Annotated in this window: 18 protein-coding genes and 1 pseudogene; 3 read left to right on the top strand and 16 right to left on the bottom strand. The window is 36.3% G+C overall.

Going from position 1 to position 16,824, the window contains the following annotated elements; genetic code table 11:
• Positions 1-87 precede the first annotated feature (87 nt).
• Entirely contained in the window at positions 88-414 is a 327-nt protein-coding gene (locus ACDQ55_RS15270; RefSeq protein WP_420982274.1) for a helix-turn-helix domain-containing protein, read from the top strand.
• A 647-nt stretch (positions 415-1,061) separates the two neighbouring features.
• Here the strand turns inward: ACDQ55_RS15270 and ACDQ55_RS15265 are convergent.
• The 16 genes from ACDQ55_RS15265 to ACDQ55_RS15190 form a co-directional block, all read right to left on the bottom strand.
• Complete coding sequence (locus ACDQ55_RS15265; protein WP_420982273.1) at positions 1,062-1,871, bottom strand: hypothetical protein; 810 nt, start codon at positions 1,869-1,871, stop codon at positions 1,062-1,064.
• 224 nt (positions 1,872-2,095) lie between these two features.
• Positions 2,096-2,944: a conjugative transposon protein TraN gene (gene traN, locus ACDQ55_RS15260; RefSeq protein WP_420982272.1), complete on the bottom strand. Its 849-nt coding sequence runs from the start codon at positions 2,942-2,944 to the stop codon at positions 2,096-2,098.
• Between the two features lie 57 nt (positions 2,945-3,001).
• A complete protein-coding gene (gene traM, locus ACDQ55_RS15255; RefSeq protein WP_420982271.1) occupies positions 3,002-4,336 on the bottom strand; it encodes a conjugative transposon protein TraM in 1,335 nt (444 codons plus the stop codon).
• A 5-nt stretch (positions 4,337-4,341) separates the two neighbouring features.
• A complete protein-coding gene (locus ACDQ55_RS15250; protein WP_420982270.1) occupies positions 4,342-4,809 on the bottom strand; it encodes a hypothetical protein in 468 nt (155 codons plus the stop codon).
• Between the two features lie 3 nt (positions 4,810-4,812).
• On the bottom strand, positions 4,813-5,430 hold the full coding sequence (gene traK / locus ACDQ55_RS15245) for a conjugative transposon protein TraK (protein ID WP_420982269.1): 618 nt from the start codon (positions 5,428-5,430) through the stop codon (positions 4,813-4,815).
• A 96-nt stretch (positions 5,431-5,526) separates the two neighbouring features.
• Positions 5,527-6,807, bottom strand: a complete 1,281-nt coding sequence (gene traJ / locus ACDQ55_RS15240) for a conjugative transposon protein TraJ (protein WP_420982268.1) — start codon at positions 6,805-6,807, stop codon at positions 5,527-5,529.
• A gap of 48 nt (positions 6,808-6,855) precedes the next feature.
• Positions 6,856-7,500 carry a TerB family tellurite resistance protein gene (locus tag ACDQ55_RS15235; RefSeq protein WP_420982267.1) on the bottom strand — a complete coding sequence of 215 codons (645 nt, stop codon included), beginning with the start codon at positions 7,498-7,500 and terminating at the stop codon, positions 6,856-6,858.
• Between the two features lie 12 nt (positions 7,501-7,512).
• Complete coding sequence (locus ACDQ55_RS15230; RefSeq protein ID WP_420982266.1) at positions 7,513-8,118, bottom strand: hypothetical protein; 606 nt, start codon at positions 8,116-8,118, stop codon at positions 7,513-7,515.
• 8 nt (positions 8,119-8,126) lie between these two features.
• The gene (locus ACDQ55_RS15225; protein WP_420982265.1) at positions 8,127-8,798 is read right to left on the bottom strand and encodes a conjugal transfer protein TraI; all 672 of its coding nucleotides are present in this window, start codon (positions 8,796-8,798) and stop codon (positions 8,127-8,129) included.
• 20 nt (positions 8,799-8,818) lie between these two features.
• The gene (locus tag ACDQ55_RS15220; RefSeq protein WP_420982264.1) at positions 8,819-11,260 is read right to left on the bottom strand and encodes a TraG family conjugative transposon ATPase; all 2,442 of its coding nucleotides are present in this window, start codon (positions 11,258-11,260) and stop codon (positions 8,819-8,821) included.
• A 61-nt stretch (positions 11,261-11,321) separates the two neighbouring features.
• On the bottom strand, positions 11,322-11,657 hold the full coding sequence (locus ACDQ55_RS15215; protein WP_420982263.1) for a DUF4133 domain-containing protein: 336 nt from the start codon (positions 11,655-11,657) through the stop codon (positions 11,322-11,324).
• 11 nt (positions 11,658-11,668) lie between these two features.
• Positions 11,669-11,995 (bottom strand): DUF4134 domain-containing protein, encoded by a 327-nt coding sequence (locus tag ACDQ55_RS15210; RefSeq protein WP_420982433.1) that lies wholly within the window; start codon positions 11,993-11,995, stop codon positions 11,669-11,671.
• A gap of 226 nt (positions 11,996-12,221) precedes the next feature.
• Positions 12,222-12,653 carry a hypothetical protein gene (locus tag ACDQ55_RS15205; RefSeq protein ID WP_420982262.1) on the bottom strand — a complete coding sequence of 144 codons (432 nt, stop codon included), beginning with the start codon at positions 12,651-12,653 and terminating at the stop codon, positions 12,222-12,224.
• A 468-nt stretch (positions 12,654-13,121) separates the two neighbouring features.
• Positions 13,122-13,940: an RteC domain-containing protein gene (locus ACDQ55_RS15200; protein ID WP_420982261.1), complete on the bottom strand. Its 819-nt coding sequence runs from the start codon at positions 13,938-13,940 to the stop codon at positions 13,122-13,124.
• An 805-nt stretch (positions 13,941-14,745) separates the two neighbouring features.
• Complete coding sequence (locus tag ACDQ55_RS15195) at positions 14,746-15,246, bottom strand: hypothetical protein (RefSeq protein WP_420982260.1); 501 nt, start codon at positions 15,244-15,246, stop codon at positions 14,746-14,748.
• 150 nt (positions 15,247-15,396) lie between these two features.
• The gene (locus ACDQ55_RS15190) at positions 15,397-15,843 is read right to left on the bottom strand and encodes a hypothetical protein (RefSeq protein ID WP_420982259.1); all 447 of its coding nucleotides are present in this window, start codon (positions 15,841-15,843) and stop codon (positions 15,397-15,399) included.
• A gap of 125 nt (positions 15,844-15,968) precedes the next feature.
• Here ACDQ55_RS15190 and ACDQ55_RS15185 point away from each other — a divergent pair, with 125 nt between their 5' ends.
• Positions 15,969-16,343, top strand: coding sequence for a helix-turn-helix domain-containing protein (locus ACDQ55_RS15185; RefSeq protein WP_420982258.1), 375 nt, complete (start codon positions 15,969-15,971; stop codon positions 16,341-16,343).
• A 270-nt stretch (positions 16,344-16,613) separates the two neighbouring features.
• Positions 16,614-16,824: pseudogene (locus ACDQ55_RS15180) on the top strand (helix-turn-helix domain-containing protein); the annotation flags it as partial.

The raw sequence follows: 16,824 nt of genomic DNA, 5'->3' as shown, positions 1-16,824 counted from the left end.
TTTACCAACCTTTTTGCCAGAAACAAGTATACTTAACCTACTTTTTCTTTTCTGCAAAGCCATATTTGCTATCTAAATCGGTTAGATATGGATAAAAGTGAGAGAAATGAACAGATGGTGACTCCTATGCTGTTTCCGATTGACCCAGAGCTGTTTTGGCAAAAGCTGCGTGTATTGGTACGTGAAGAAGTCAGCCAGTTAGAGCAGCAATCGCCCCGTGCCCCGGTATATGATACCCCTGGCCTTATTTACAAGCCTTTATTTAAAATCGGTGAGGTCTGCCAGTTATTTCAGGTTACCAAGCCTACTATTTACGACTGGATAAAGCACGGTAAGCTAAAACCGTACAAAATCCGGTCAAGGGTTTATTTTCTTTGGAATGATATACAGCAATTGTTGCAACCCAGAGATTAGGCGAAGAATGATTATCAGCCTTGCTACCTATACATAATCATCTAAAAGCATCGGATAGGAAAAAGGGTAGGGGTCCATTTATTGCCAAATATGATAGAATCTAAAGCATCAAAATCTTGTATCTGTACAAAAAAGTAAAACCGCTACTAAGGCGGTTTTACTTTTCTGTTATTTGGATGGGTTTTATAATTTATTAGATCTAAGCAAGGAGTTATATATTAGGTTTGGTTCACTGTTGAGGCACATTAATGCAAAGTTTTTTCACGGATTTTCAAGCTATGATACTCCAGTCCTTATTCTTTTTTGCCAATAATCTTTAGAATGACCCGACTAGCGATTAAAGGATTAAAAGAGGGTTGAAATTTTATATATCCCCATTCTTTCAGGTCTTTCATACAGTTGAAATATACTCTGGTAGACCTAATCTTTGCCTGGAGTTTCAATTCTCTTGAAAAAACAGAAATGGGGTTTCTCTTTTGTTGCCTGGAATAAAAATGAAGTATTGCCAGGAACAAACTAATGTGCTTCGGATTAATTCGAGGATCATCGGCCACCAAATCCATAAAATCTGATATAAAGATTTCCAACTCCATCATACATTCTTTTGTCGGTTAGTTTGTTTTCTACCTGTCTTCTCTTGGGTAACCTTATTTCTGATTTTTTTTTCCTTTTGATGCCTGATTTACTGTATTGGTGGTATCGTATTTGTCGATGCGCTGTTTTTGACTGTAGAGTTCATTTAACCTTTCGCCAAGCTCTTTGCTTATTATTTGCTTTTCTATTTGAGTTTCCAGTGGAACTACTTTTTTATCTTGGTCATATAGTATAAGGCTGCCGGTTTTTATACTTGGTGAAACAAAATACTCTTGTATGTTACCTTCCTTATCCAAAAATTTCTCTTTTTGCAGATTACCTCTATTAAGCGATTCTACTAAGGAAGGTTTATACTTCTGGTTTGCTAGTGAATAATTATCTACTACATTGTCCAGATTAAAACCGTAGTTCTTATCATAACGTTGTGTAGCGTAATTACCATTCTCTAATTTTACATCTGGCTTAATCTGTTCCCATGCTTGGTTGTTATTAAGATGTACTGGACGGCCTGATAAAAAGTTGTATGCCATTTTGTAAGTGTAGTTGTCCACCTTCTCTTTTTGTGTTTCATCTTCATTATTCGGTTTCTTATTATTGATGTAGAAGGTTTGTTTCAGGGTTTTATCACTTCCTATTTTCTGCAATGACATGTCAAACTTGTTAATAAAATAATTATCACTAGAAGCAGACTTTTTTAAATGGAATATGGTTTCCGTATTTCCTCCTTCGTATTCTTTTGAGAAATGATGTTCAATGAAAGGAACACTATTTTTCATTTGCTCAATAAGTTGGGTATTATATGCTTCCTTCACACCCAACCGCATAAATTGTCCCTCAGTGAAGGATAATGATTTTTCTTCCATTGTATTTTATTGGCTTGTTATAAAATTCGGTTTACTGAACGAATATTTAGGAATCGTAGAATTTCACAGTTAGGTTACTCCAATCGCTCCAGTCGGTGTTTGATATATCCATTCGAGATTTTTTTTAATCCTTAAAATTTCATTTATTCCACTTCTTGTAACCAAAAAATCATCGCTGTGTTTGTAATGTCCCTATACATGGTGGTAGTAGCCATATTTAGCGCCTAATTTTTCAGTATCTTGGCCCGAAGTATAGTATGATAATTTAGTTTTAATAGGAGTATTCTACCGCCACTTTTCTCGCCTATTTGTATAAATAACTGTTGTTTTTTGGGAATAGTAAAAGATGGAAATGCTAGAAGGATGTTGCTATCACTATTGCCCGCAATTGACGAATATGATAGGGCAAATAATGGCGATTGTTCCTTTTCTTGGATAGCAGTTCTTTTAGTTTTCTTTTTATCCTTAACAATAAACTTCACATATTCCGGCATATAGTTGATTAACGATCTGTTTTTAATATTAAGAGTGAACCACATGCTATTTTCTGCTAAATATATACTTCTTAGTTTGATGAGTATTTTTTGCTCTTTCATTGAATTGTGCAGGAACTGTTTGGCATTCAATACTTTTGGGGCGATTTTATTATAGAATTCCTTGTTCTTCTCCATTCCTGACAAAGAAACCTTTGTATCATCTTGCGAATAGTCTTTATAAAAACAAAGATTTAATGTGGAGGGATGATCGGAATAATTGACCAAGAAGGAATAAAATTTTCCATCCGCAGTAATAATAGATAAATTTGTTGTTGGGAAGTTAATCTTACCTGCCTTTACCTGTAAAACATTTTCCGCACCTTTAGCCTTCTGTACTAGTATTGCACTAATACCCCTATCTACACTTTTTATATCATAAGGAAATATAAGGTTGCTAGTTTGATTAAGACTTACCTCGAAAGTTAATGGTTCAATCTTTTTAGCAATAACATTTGACGAATCGGTAACATTTTGTGCATGTGAAGCATTAAACAGCAATATAACGCACAATACCATTAAAACACTAATCCTTTTCATATTCTGTTTGCGTTTTATTTTTTAAAGATGTATTCTCATATGTATGAATATCTATTTTTATTTTACGTTGTTATCTATCAGTAGAACCTCATAACCTGATCGGATATTGACTTTAACAACTTTTACTTTTCTTCCTATTAAGGACTTCGCAGCCTGAATGCCAGCGGTAGCAGCTTGCGCTCCAATGCTAGGGTCGAGAGATGAAATACTCAATGTTTGAATTGCTTGATCTGCTGACTGTTTTGCCACTTCGGTTGCCATGTTAGCATTAACATCTATACCGGCAATGCCGTCTAGGTCGAAAACTGAAAGGTCAACCGGAAGAATACTATTACTTGATTGTATCGACTTGATAGATATTGCAAACCGCCCCTCTTTGAGTATTCCTTTTCCGTAAACAAAGGTATTTTTCGGCACAAGGACACCATTTACGTAAATGTCTTCAAGTAACCTTAACTTCACTTTTGAACCATCTGTTACTTCTTTAGATTCGCTTACGACTGCTCTTACCGTGTTTGGTAGGCTACTCTTATCTTGATTTTCCAGTGAGTAAAACCTATTTTCCGGGTCAAGGTATTCAAGAGACAGAAGGGAATCCATAATAGGACTTCTTCTGATAGTATCACTTTGCATTAGAGTTACTATATTTTCATTCTTATTTGTTGATACCGCGAATACCTGATTTTTATTCTTTTCAGACAGTGATTGGAATTTATCTTTAATTCTCTCTGGATGCTGAATGTCCAGTATTTTTTCAAGTACATCTGATATTTGTTCCATTTGCTGATCTGGTTTGTCAGCATTGGACATTTCGCGCATCATTGTTTCTAAGCGATATATCCCCTCCGTATTGTTATTTTGTAAAGGAGTAGGAAGATGGCTATTTAATGAATTATCAGTTCCGTTTGGTAAAGCCGATGTTCTGTTGAGTTCTTCATTCAAGGCTATTATTTTTCTATAGACCTTTTCTTCATTCGGGTCTTTGATTTCATTACCCCTATACTCAGAATTGCTCATAGATACAATACGTCTACTTCCAATCTCATAATTTGTGTAGTCGGTGTCACTTGCAAATGTCTGACCTTCCAAGGACGATAGTTTTAAATAAGGATCGTTCTGCATTAATGAACGATATTTTGCCGAATCTCTATCGGCTTTCTCATAATATTTCAGTTTGTTCCAACTACTATCATCGTTTGTCTTCGCACCCGGCAGATTCATATTGAATCCCTGGAGTTTCGTTTTTGTTTTATCCTCTTTCGAGGGGTTGTCGATCTTACCAAAGGAATATAGAATTATAGTTATAAACGGAATAACAAGAAAAGGCAACACCAGAAGAAATTGCCTTTTCTTTTTGTTCTTTTCTGTAGTTGTTTTTTGTTCGGATTTCATAATTATTATTTTTGATTATTCAATGATTCCCAATAGGTAATACTATCAAGTAACCCTGGCCTGTAATGAATTATACTATCATAAATATGCTTGCCATTAGTATCATTTTTTAGGCTGTCCATGTACAAATAAAACTCCTTTATCCGCACTCTAATAAACTTGTTTTCTTCATCAAGGCTTCTGTTTTGGGTATCTTTCAGTGACACGTTTTTGGGGACATATATATGATCAACTTGAATATTATCGGTATTGGTGGAAAATGTATCTACCAACAGATATACTATAGATGCTACATAAATGGTAATGAACAATATCATTGCTATTTTAATTCTAGATGTTGACCATCTAGCTACTTTCTTATTTAAGACATTGGCTAAACCTCTATGTTTGCGCTCCATAATATTTGAACCACGTTCAAAAAGCACATGGATTAAAGAAATACGCGGTGTTTTCCGCTTAAATAACTTCCACATCTTTTATCTTGTTACAGTCTTTAAATCTCTATTTTCAATTGTATTCCACCGCTCAATGAGAAATCCATGCGAGTTTTTATCGCTTCTACTAATGTTCCTCAAATAACCTTCGGTAATTAAATTCCTAGTTACAATGCTAGTGGCGCGGACAATTTTTTGTCGCGCATAACACCTGAAATAATATGGGTACTGATCGACATTTATTGAAACACTATCCACTTCAATTTTCTGACTGATATTCGCGGATATAACGTTTGAATAGTATCCATTTTCTTTCAGATTTTCATATTGACGCTTTGCTGAATTATCTGCCATATACAGCGCCTTATTGATATTAGACATTATAACAGTTTCATCTGGGTCTAATGTGAAAAAGTAAAAATGGAACATCTTTACATGGTCTTTTGCTTCTACCGGAATGTTTTCTTTTTTCTCGCTGGCAAATGCTTCCAGTACCTTTCCGTTTGCTAAGACGTATATCCTGTTTTGCGTAGCTGCCGCCAATTTCATTGACTTGTATATAGTGAATCCACACAGGCAGAATACGCAAGTAATAATTATAGCCGTAAACGCCCTGATATGTTCAAACGAGCTTTGAATGCTTTTAGCTTTCCGAAACATACTTTCCCTCATTTTCGTTCTTACACAATGTTTCACTTCCTTTATTTTTGATCAGAACAAGCTAATATATTTTATCAACCTACAGGGATGAGGAGATCAGGTAGTATCGCCACCTTTCAATTTTTTAATCAAGTGCCCATATGCTCTACTGGCGCTAGCTCCTAAGCCATTCCTATCACTGTCCTGATTATATCCTTCCTTTATATTACCAAGGGGATCACTTAGTCCTGCTTCTACGCTGTTTTTATCTGAAAACATAAGGCCACCAAGTCCATCAGCCGCTGAACCTACGGCTTTCCCTGCTATGCCAGCTCCACCAACAGCAGCACTTGCAGCAGCACCGGCCACGCCGCCCACTGCGGCAGTCATTTTACCGGTTAATGCATCACCACCAACAAACATGATATGGTTGGCTATACTCGGAATGGTTGTATAGCCATAAATGCCGATGATTAAAAATACCATATATCCTAAGTCGGTTCTGCTAAAGAAGGTATCTCCGGTTTGGCCGAGCTGACCTAAATCTATTTTAAGCATGTTCGCCTGGATGGTGGCAATGACTGCTCCAAAGATGTTGCATATAGGTAGCCACAGAAAGATGTTTATATATCTGGCTAACCAATGTTTAAGTGTGTGTTGGAAACCATCGAAAACACTCAAACCAAAAACCAGCGGACCTAATATAGCGAGGACGATCAAATTGAATGTGCGCATTGTATTGATGCACAATGACACAGCGGCAAAAAGCAGTTGCAATACTTCGGCAATAACTTCTTTTATGGCATTCCTGAAATTGTAAGATGCTTTAGCAAAGGCGAATCTTATATCATTTCCAATATTACCAAATAGGCCGTCACCTTTACTTTCGTGCCCATCATGCGTGTATTTATACCACTTCTCCTTGTCACCCTCACCAGTAGGACCAACATACATTTTCCATGGGTCGGTATTCTTGATCGCATCTTCTTTCTCTTTTAGCAGTGTTGCCACTGCTTCATCGGCATTTTTAACCATTTGGGCTGTTCCTATTACAATTGGATTCATTACACCATTTATCATTGCAATCACCGATGGAAATATCATTATAGCAAAGCCTAATACAAATGGCCTGAATAAAGGGTAAAAATCGATTGGTTCCGCACGTGATAGATGTCCCCATACCCTTACTGCTATGTAGAATAGAGCTGCGAAACCTGCAATGCCTCTGCCGACAGTAATCAACTTGCTACATAATGGTATCAGATCATCATACAGCTTATCTAACACGCCATGTAAGCTATTTACTTCATCTACCATACCCGTATCTTGCGCGCGAACAAGAAATGGGAAGAACAGCAATATTGATCCTGTTACGAAGGTTTTTACACATAAATCCATAAATCACATTTTTAAAATCAGAAAAACCCTATTATACTGAGTCGCATTTTACTTGATTCCCTCAAATGCCTTCATCCTTTCAACTTCTTTTTGTTCCTTCAATCGTTGTAAAGACAAAACAGAATTTGAATTATTGAAGTGTCGCAGAAAGGTCAATTTGTCTTCCATGTCAAAATATATCTTATCAATTGCGGATAAGCGTTCTTCATCGGACATACGTAACTTGTTTTCTGTTATCACAGTGAATAGGTCATCCAGGTTTTGAATAGAAGCGTCAAAAAGTCTTGCATACACTCTGGACATATATTCAATTTCATTGGGATTGAATACCCCGGTAGATTTTGAGCTATTGATGGCCTGTTTATATTCCTCTACAAGTAGCACCTGGTAATTTACAATATCGGCAATATGTCTATACTGTTTTATACTAGGATTTACTTGCATTAACCCGTCCAGAAATAACTTATGTAGTTGGAAATTACCTTCGGATATATCATTAATAGTTTTATAACCACCAGAGAGTATTTCATATCCCTTTTTTAAATCTGAAAGTATCTGCTTGAATTGCGTTAGCTTTTCCAGATTTAGTGCAAGTTGAGCCAGCTCTTTAGCCTGGGCGTGACCGCGAATAGGCGGTAGTAAAGTAAATATTAGGGTTGTGGTTAAAAAGCATTTTAAAATGAAAGTTTTCATCTGAAACTGTTTTTATTTACTAAAATCACGTAGGTTATTTACATCTCTTTTTTCTTGTTGACGTTGTAATGCCTGTATTTTTAGAGTGCTGTAAAATTCTTTACTGAACAGGTATCGTTCCCTCATTTCTCCGTGTAGTATATCTATCCGCTTGATTCTTTCGTCATCTGACATTTCCAATTTACCGGGGTTGATTATATTAATCAGGTCATCAATTGACTGACGGGAAGCATCTAGTTGATCGTTTTTTAAACGATCTACATACGTTTTTTCAGAAGTTGCAAATAGATCGCTATTGTTTATTAAACGTGAACTGGCTGTGAAATCATTTGCTATCTCCAGACTATAGGTTATTGTTTCTGCCACCCTAGAATAATCTTTTATTTTTGGATTAATATTTTCCAACGAGAGAAAGAAGTTTTTATCCAATGTAAAATGCGTGTTCTTTACATTTCCTATGAAGGTCAACCCCTGTTTGGAAATACTATATCCCTTTTGCAAATATTCGATGTAAACCTTGTTTGCCGCAATCTGCTGTAAATAAAGCTTTATCTGGTTGTTTTGGGCCTGTACACTATGGGGCAATGTACAAATCAGAAGGATTAGAATGTATTTCATAAACTTTTTTATTTGATGCCGTAAAATTTTTTTATCTGGATCATATCGTTTTCATCCCTGGCACGTTGCAGGCTTAGTTTGATATTCTCTGTATTAAATTCGCGCAAGTCGTTAAGGTTAATGTTTATGCTTTCTGCAATGCGGTTTAATATTTCCAGCCGTTTCCCGTCAGTCATTTCGGTGCTAAAAGAGTTAACTACCAGAAAAAGGTGATCGATGTTTTTTATGCTTTCATCAATGATACCAGTATATACCTTAACCATGTATTCCACCTCTTGCAGAGTAAAATGTTTGTCGCGGCGAAATAGCTCAAATGCTGATTTGTATTCATCTACTAAGGCTATTTGCTTGTTTATTATTTCTTTTACCCGGTTATAACCAGAGATAGCCTGCTTAACCTTTTTTAATTCATCGAAATAATTTGCATATTGTTCCTTGTGTTTATTAGTCCATTCAGATATTTCGTCTAGCTTGGATTTCGTTAGAATGTTCTCTAATTGCTTTTGTGCGTTTTGTAGCCAAATAGTTTTGTTTTGTAATCGCTGAACAGCTAAGTCCATTGCTTTTATGGCAGCAATCAGAGCTTGCCTTGCTATCTCCCAAATGATCGCGTGGCTTTTTTGCGTCGGGGCTATAGTCAATCCTATGCACAGTACCAGCCCAACAATTATTTTCTTCATAATGATATATAGTTTATGGTTTACACGGAAGATTTTATTTCCTTCACCAGCTCTATAATTCCTCTTTCCATACTGCCATACCTTTGGGCATATTCTAAGACTTTAACCCGTTCTTTTCCTTCCGTGGTGAATGCGTAGTATTCCTCTGGGCATAGTTCATTCTTATATACCTTAATTTCTTGACCGCCTATATCCACGAAAATTTCTCGATTATTTTTATCCACTGATAGAAGTATAGATTTACCTTTCTCACTCATGCCAAGTACTTCCTGAAGTTTCTCGAATTTGTTAACAAACTTTCGCATGTCCATGAGTATCTTAATATCTGCGTTTGCGATAATTGCGTCTTTTATGATAGGAGAGCTGATTAGATCGTCTAATTCCTGCGTGATAACAATAGGTACTCCATTGAATTTCCGTATGGTTTTATATGCGTACTTTGTAAACTCAGCCAGCCCGGCTTTTGCGATAGCTTTCCATGCTTCATCAATCACTAATACTTTACGTATTCCTTGTAATTTTCTAATTTTAGAAAGAAACATCTCCATAATGATCAATGTAATCACAGGAAATAGAACAGGGTGATCTTTGATGTTGTCCAGCTCAATAACGACAAACCTCTGATTGAGTAGATCAAGATTGCCAGTAGCATTCAATAAATAATCAAACTCACCACCACGATAATACGGTCTTAGAACATAGATAAAATTATCTATGTCGAAATCTCGATCTTTTAGATTGAACTGTTTCAATTCCTCAATGTAGATTTCTTTCAGGTACTCATAGAAGGAATCAAAGCAAGCGAAAATTTGCGGGTGTTCAACTAAGTGTCGGTAGTAACCTTGAAGTGCATTTGACAGTGCTACATACTCCGAACGATTGAAATTCTCACTTTCCTGTTTCCAAAGAGCTACCAATAAGGTTTTCAGGCTTTCTTTTTTTTCTGTGTCCAGAGATTGCCCCTCTGGTAGATAAAAAAGATTAAATCGTATAGGATTTTGTTCGGTATATGTAAAATAATACCCACTGACAAGCTCACATAATCCTCGGTAGCTACCTCCTATGTCAACGATTACAGAGTGAGCGCCCTGATCATGCAACGTCCGGATGATATGATTCACTGTCATGCTCTTACCTCCTCCACTTGTTCCGCAAACTAAAGTTCCCATATTACTAGCTATACCTTTCATGCGGGGGGCATTGTATAAGTCTACATATACAGGTTTGCCTGTTAACCTGTCGCAGAAACGAATGCCATCTGCTGATGAGTCAGTCCTGTAATTTGTTTCCACATTAAGGAAGCAACATGCTTGTTCCGCGAAAGTTTGAAACGTGTCGTTTTTAGGGAAGTCTGCGGCATTCCCAGGAATGCCTGACCAGAATATTTGCGCGGCTCCAACCGTTTCCTGTTTTGCAATAGCATCCATTTGCGCAAGCGCGGAGATAACCAGGTTTTTGATGTCTTTTTCTTCTTCCTTTGATTCAGACCATGTCAGGATATTAAAATGAGCTTTCACCGGAAGGCGTTGCTGGCTTATGGCTTCATTAAGAAAATCATTGACAGCCTCTCTGGATATTGCATTCTCGCGGGAATAGGCTGCCAAAGATTGAAAACGTAATCTCTTGCTTTCAAATTTTTTTAACGTTTGTTGTGGGTCGTCCACGATTATATACTGGTTATAAATATGATTCACTGGTAAGAGCAGACCAAGATGTGCAGCAAAACCAATACTGAACTTAGTTTTATCAGTGCTATATCGGTCGTAGTTAATGCGTGAGCCGCAATAGGGGGGTAAGTCTTCACTACCAGAAATGGTAAAAAGTTGACAATTACTATTACCGATCTTAATTCCATTTTTGAGTTCTATATCCTTAATGAGTAGATTGTCTTCATTCTCCAGGAGGAAAAGGTATCGTTCTATTAGCCCCGCTTTCCGATTCTGACTTCTCAGGTCTTCATCTTTGAGCCGTGTCAAAATAATACCGCAATCAGATAATACTTTCTGAAACTGTCCTGCAACGTCCTCAAATTCCTGTAATGCAACAGTACTTACTGTCTGTTCTGGTACAATAGAAGGTCGTATTAAACTTGAAAGAAGTGAAGTCGCAGATTTCCGGTCTTCTGATCTTTTGGTAATCATTATATAACAAGTATGATCAAGAAATTCTCGGCCATCAAAATATTTCTGACTACTTGTTATTAGGAAACTATCTGTACTACTGGATTCGGATTTATAGGTTGACTTTATGAACCAATCCTGCTTATGAAATACGCTGCCTTTAGGTAAAAGGCGAATGGCTTTGATAAATCCCTGATGCCACACTTCAAAATCATCAGCAAAACCAGTAAATATTTCAGGTAGTTGAGCTTCAAATGCAATGGTAATGTCACCTTGCGTACTCAAAATGCAATTATGCTCTATGTCCATTATTGGAAGAATATCTTTCAGCCACTTTTCCATTTCCACATATCTTTTAGTGAAATATTTTTTTACACTATCATAGTTGGGCGTTGCAGAATAGTCACGGCATGTTATTTTTGTTTCTAAATGAAATGAAAATTGACCGGCTATTACACTTTATAAATTTCGGAAGGCTCCTGCTGGCAATCTTTTTCATCATGCCGTGTTCACCATATTTATTGCTCAACTTATAAACATAAGTGAATAAAAATATAGTTCCACTTGCTACGACTACAATGCACAAATAGGAATTAATTCCCAAGATATAGAGTATGGCAAATAGTAATAGCATTATAAGTAAACCACCACCGAGATACCATATATATTGAGCCTTTAGCCCTTTGAATTCTATACTTGCATTAACTCCCTTGTTGATGTTGTAAACACTATTTGCCATACCCATCATTTTTATAAACCGAAAAAGCTCTTTAGAACGGTGGCTACGACAACCAGGAAGACACAGCTACCGAACCAGGCAGCAGCAGTAGATCCTGTATCCGGGTGTCCATTGGTCCATTTTTGGTAGACACGTACGGCACCGATCAAGCCGAGAATAGCGCCAACCGCATACATTAGATCGCAGCCTACATCAAAGTACCCTCTGACTTTTGTATTTGCCTCCTGAATACCTGCAACCCCGTCCTGACCCATTACAGACAAAGTTGTGACGGTGAGCATTACCGCTGAAAAAACACTTAGGATTTTAATTTTTCCTTTAACGCAATCAAAATTCATCACTTTCATATTCACTAGCTTTTATGTTGATAGAAAAATGTTCAGACATAAAAAGCCCCACCAAATACACTGACTCGTTACTTCACTTATTCAAACAGCACTATCGTGTAAAGGCAGGGCAGTATATAGATAAACCCACTATTCAGTAAAAAGGAACACTCTCCACACCATCTCTCCGCACTTGGTTTTCCTGCACAGATGCGGATGAGTGTTCCTATGGCACTTGTTATACCCACATATTCCTCAATTCATCTGCACTAAAATAAATACCACAATTATTCTCGGTGATTACAGCAATCATATTAGAAATACCCTCCTGGTAAATACTGCCTTTGGTTCTAGGGTATTTTTTCAAAAGCTTTTTAATGCCTATTACCAGTGTTTTCTTGTCCATCTTCTCTCTGCCTGCCTGATATATAAATGCCTGTAATTCATCGACTAAAGAATAAATAGTAGTGCTTTCGGTATCAAGATTTTCATCTTCGTCCACCGGCTCTGGAAATAATATGCTATCAACTGATTTCTTAGCTTGGTTCCGTTTCTTACCAGCTATTTTAGACCCAATTTCATTTCTGTAGTATAGCAGAATGATAATAGCATAATACAGTGCGAGAAGGATAAAGAGCACTGATAGGTATGTTGTCCATGTAACCATCATAATCGTATTGTTTTGTTGACAATACAAAAATGGCTTAATCTGAAAGCTGCATTTCACACTATGAACCGAATACGGTAAAATTTTTTCAATCCATGTAAAAGCCAAGTTTCTTGAACTTTCAGCGGCTAGAGACGATTTTTATTAACAAGAAGAACGATTGTATATTTTTTTCCCCACTTGCTACCGTAGTCGGTTTTTTGTTATGGACAAAAAGCGGTCAGATATGCTACTGTTAGATTTCCTTTGTATAAAGGTGGTATCGGCAGAGCTGGGCTAATTGATCAACATATAGCATATTCGTAGGCTTATAGCATTATTTATGTACCTGTGAGTTATATATAGTTGGTTGGGGAATAAGTAACCAGATGCGCAGGCAGAGCGTATCAAAGCTTAGGGCTTTTTTAATTGTATTCTTGTTGCCTTAGCTTTTAGTATACCTCAGTAAGTAGCTAAGCTGACGATAAATTGTTATAATCGTGGATTTTCATCCCAGAAGTTCATACGGCTTTCAATTCTTTCGATAAGGTGCTGTAAAAATTGGGTTCTGCTTTTCTTTCGTAGACGAATTTCCTGGAAAGTTCTATAGATATTACCTACGTCAATATTTAACATTTTTGAGAAATAATTTGCAATGTCTTTTACATCGACGTTTCCGTTATTTAAAGCGCCAGCACTATAGAGTGCATAAATCAATTCTATCAATGCAGCTTTGGATGCTGTCCAGTTTAGACTTTTTTCCGAAGTAGGAACCTGTTTTTGCAAAGCTGGTTTACTATCACCTTCCAAAAGGGTGTACAGGTATTTACAGTAAAACTCATTAGCGATAAACTCTGATATGAGGTTATCATGAGTAGTTTGGAAGGCGCTGTCTATGATAATGAATGTATCCTGGAAGAAAAACATGCTTCCAGGCTGACGAAGGAAATACTGCCTGTCTAAATGTGTTGCCCCGGATTTATAGTAAGAATATACCTCATGATGCCGCTTATAGTGTTTCTGTACACGGCGTATTTCATGTTTCAGAAACTTTTCCTGATTCAAATGATCAATCTTTAACGGTCGTTTGACTTCCAGGTCGTACATCTTACAGTGGTAGATCAATTTACTCATGAACATTGGTTTCACCTCCTTAAAGAAGTGAATTTCACTTTGTTCATCCTCAAATCTATTTTCCAAAATATACTGTTTCAACCGCTCCATAGTTCCTTGCGTGATCGAAATTCCACGGCTTGAGTACTCAATAGGTTCCAGGTTCTCATCATCTAATAGTTCTAGCTTATTTACCATGTCGCTATGGAGCGATAAGAAAAAGGGCTTAATTCACTCTGCATAGGTAATAGCTTTTATTTTAATTAATCTACATTGTACAGCTGTAGATCAGCAAAAGTTATGCAAAATATATAATTGTGATATATCAAAAAGGACGTTTTATAGTACAAAAAGGAAATTTTAATTATTGAGAAATTCTAATTTTCCTATAAGCCATAAATGGTTGTGTATTACTGTAAGCAGGAAGAGGGTACCTCTGTCATAGAAAATATATCCTAAATGACTTTCATAAGCATAGTTTTTGCTCAATTTTACTGTGGAAACTTACACCTTATTACTTTAGAAAAATATATTATGTATAATTTTAATGAATTATTGGGAGGTGCAGATAGAGATATAATATGGAATGGCCCCAAGGCCCACTTCATAGAGTTTGTATTAATTTTGACTGACTTTTGTATCTGCCTGAATAGCTGTTGTAGTGATATATCAAGGAATGATTTTTATATGCTATCTGATTCTTTAGGAGACCCGTTGATCTGTTTTTTCAAAGTAGACATTTCCCCTCATATCAATTTCAAGGAATTTCGGGAGAAGACAACCATTGATCATGGTTTTACGAAACGAATTATTCGTGTTATGAACCGACTCAAAGAAGATGACTGTTTTTTGAATTTTTTAGAACAACAAGGCATTCTGCCTTCGATTGAGTATACGGTGTCAGAATCCGTAAAATGGCTGAATGCTGAAAAGATAGCTATACTGTTATGGCTCTATATTAGGTGGGAGTAAATATTGGAGTAAATATTAATAATGTCCTGATCTACTTATCTTTTTCATAAACTAATTCCAGTAAACAATTAACGGTTATGAAGAATGGCAGAATATCACTCCTGTTTACCACATCCCCATTATTATAGCTAATGACTACATTGAGTAAATCAAGCAATTCCATTTTTGCATATTCAATGCTATACTGATTTGTAAATGAATCAAGGACTATATTTGTGTTTTTTATTTCTTCCCTCGATAGCAAGGTCATTCTGTTGAATTGTTTCAAGGTCTTTTGCTTACTCCTGATATAAAAGACTTCCATTATCTTAAGAAAATTATCGCAAAAATTCATTAATAGCTTTCTTTCTTCTCCTTTTTCATAAAAACCATAATCGTTTATCAGGCCGATATATTGCCACTTGGTTATATATTCCTTTAGTCTATCCAGATCATAAAACCGAAAAATTACCTTTAACCTTTTTTTCTGACTACCAGAAAGTAAATAAGATAGATGATATTGCTTAAAGGCAAGTTTGTCTATGGGTTTCATATTCTCTTATTTTCATTTTACCTCTGATGATTTTATTTTAAGTAAGCTAATTTTATTTCGCTAAAGGTGGTAGTTGATACAACCGATTTAATTGCAGTGACTGACAGCTGTGCTGCCTTCCAGATGGAAATCCACTGGTTTGACTTAGAATTATGTATCTTTTCTATAAGGGTTGACGAGCTTTGTTATCTGCTCAAGGAAAGTATTTACGTTTTTCTCTACAATATTCCTAATGGCTTGCCTCTCCGCATTTGATACACATCTTCCTCCATTCCTCTGCTTTCTATAATATGTGGGCGGTGACCATTGACATTCTTCCATTATACTCTCTCTAATGTTGCGCATCAGTTCTCTTGCAGCTTTTTCAACCTTTCCTGAAATATTAATCGCCTTTGTTAGCTTTTCTAGTTCTTTTATTTCTAATAATTGCAAATTAGATGCAGGGATCAATTCAGCTATCTTCTTCCACCTTCCTGGATTCTCAGGAGTATCTGAATTATTTTTTGCGGGAGGTACTTCTGAATTGTAGGAATCATTGGTGTATCCCTCGTCAGAGAGGGTAAGGTTTAATTGGTTTTTACGGCTAGGCATTTTCATGTTTTTTTACAAAGCACGTAAATTCAAATCTTAAACAAGATTTTTCTATTTTGTAATTTACAGTTTTCGAGATGACTTTTACATTAGTAGAATAACGTAAACTTGTGCGGTATGATAGTTTTTTTATGATTGATAATAGTTCTGTCCATCAGGGTAATAATATAAGGCAAATAAGAGAATTAGTTGGGTTACGGCAACAGCAACTTGCTGAGAGATTAGGTAGTAATTGGAACCAACAAAAAGTTTCTCTGTTGGAAAAAAAGCAAAAAATTAAGCCACACATTTTACAGACGGTATCCAGTGCATTAGATATATCTGTCGAATTTATACAGTACTTTGATAGTAGGTATGCTCGTCAGTTATTGAAGTGCGGATCGCGTAATGGTTATATGCAACAGCAAACATCTTTTCTGCTGCAAAAAATAATTGAACTATATGAGAAGCTTCTTGAAAGCGAAAGAGAGAAATATAGAATCACTCAATATTTGGAAAGTTTATAGAGTGGCAAGGGGCGAAATATTATAGACTGCTATTTTGACGATATTTCCAGGGATTTGTCAGATCCGAAACATTTTTAAAGTCGTTTACGTTCCGAGAAAGTAAAATAAGATCATGTACATTGCGGTAGCAGCGATCACAGCATTAGGTGGTTCATATGAGTAAGCAAACCGCTAATTTAGTTCTGCGTTATACCATTTCAGATGACGTGTAGAAGTCAAAACTTAATCTGACAGTTATTGTTAAACAGATAACACAAAAAGATTAGGATCATGACAACAACAGAAAAGTTAATACAGCCGAAATTAGGGCTGTTGAAATTAGCAGGGAAGCTGGGGAATGTATCAGAGGCATGTATTGGGTTACAGCCGAGATAGTTTCTATCGTTTTGAGAAATTGTATGCAGAAGGAGGCGAATTAGCCTTGAAAGAGATCAGCCGAAGTAAGCCACTATTAAAAAACAGAATACCAGAAGTAGATGAA

Origin of the sequence: Chitinophaga sp. 30R24 (assembly GCF_049056765.1) — a bacterium.
Classification (GTDB): Bacteria; Bacteroidota; Bacteroidia; order Chitinophagales; family Chitinophagaceae; genus Chitinophaga.
Note: the sequence above shows the minus strand (reverse complement) of the source record. Positions and strands in the feature narration are given on the sequence as shown.

Bases quoted from the DNA above. Each gene is read 5' to 3' on its own strand.
- ACDQ55_RS15210 (WP_420982433.1), bottom strand. From the start codon at position 11,995: ATGAATTTTGATTGCGTTAAAGGAAAAATTAAAATCCTAAGTGTTTTT.
- ACDQ55_RS15270 (WP_420982274.1), top strand. From the start codon at position 88: ATGGATAAAAGTGAGAGAAATGAACAGATGGTGACTCCTATGCTGTTT.
- ACDQ55_RS15200 (WP_420982261.1), bottom strand. From the start codon at position 13,940: ATGGTAAATAAGCTAGAACTATTAGATGATGAGAACCTGGAACCTATT.
- ACDQ55_RS15230 (WP_420982266.1), bottom strand. From the start codon at position 8,118: ATGAAATACATTCTAATCCTTCTGATTTGTACATTGCCCCATAGTGTA.
- ACDQ55_RS15190 (WP_420982259.1), bottom strand. From the start codon at position 15,843: ATGAAAATGCCTAGCCGTAAAAACCAATTAAACCTTACCCTCTCTGAC.
- ACDQ55_RS15215 (WP_420982263.1), bottom strand. From the start codon at position 11,657: ATGGCAAATAGTGTTTACAACATCAACAAGGGAGTTAATGCAAGTATA.
- ACDQ55_RS15185 (WP_420982258.1), top strand. From the start codon at position 15,969: ATGATTGATAATAGTTCTGTCCATCAGGGTAATAATATAAGGCAAATA.
- traK (WP_420982269.1), bottom strand. From the start codon at position 5,430: ATGTTTCGGAAAGCTAAAAGCATTCAAAGCTCGTTTGAACATATCAGG.
- ACDQ55_RS15195 (WP_420982260.1), bottom strand. From the start codon at position 15,246: ATGAAACCCATAGACAAACTTGCCTTTAAGCAATATCATCTATCTTAT.
- ACDQ55_RS15235 (WP_420982267.1), bottom strand. From the start codon at position 7,500: ATGAAAACTTTCATTTTAAAATGCTTTTTAACCACAACCCTAATATTT.
- ACDQ55_RS15225 (WP_420982265.1), bottom strand. From the start codon at position 8,798: ATGAAGAAAATAATTGTTGGGCTGGTACTGTGCATAGGATTGACTATA.
- traN (WP_420982272.1), bottom strand. From the start codon at position 2,944: ATGAAAAGGATTAGTGTTTTAATGGTATTGTGCGTTATATTGCTGTTT.
- ACDQ55_RS15250 (WP_420982270.1), bottom strand. From the start codon at position 4,809: ATGTGGAAGTTATTTAAGCGGAAAACACCGCGTATTTCTTTAATCCAT.
- ACDQ55_RS15265 (WP_420982273.1), bottom strand. From the start codon at position 1,871: ATGGAAGAAAAATCATTATCCTTCACTGAGGGACAATTTATGCGGTTG.
- traJ (WP_420982268.1), bottom strand. From the start codon at position 6,807: ATGGATTTATGTGTAAAAACCTTCGTAACAGGATCAATATTGCTGTTC.
- ACDQ55_RS15205 (WP_420982262.1), bottom strand. From the start codon at position 12,653: ATGATGGTTACATGGACAACATACCTATCAGTGCTCTTTATCCTTCTC.
- ACDQ55_RS15220 (WP_420982264.1), bottom strand. From the start codon at position 11,260: ATGGAAAAGTGGCTGAAAGATATTCTTCCAATAATGGACATAGAGCAT.
- traM (WP_420982271.1), bottom strand. From the start codon at position 4,336: ATGAAATCCGAACAAAAAACAACTACAGAAAAGAACAAAAAGAAAAGG.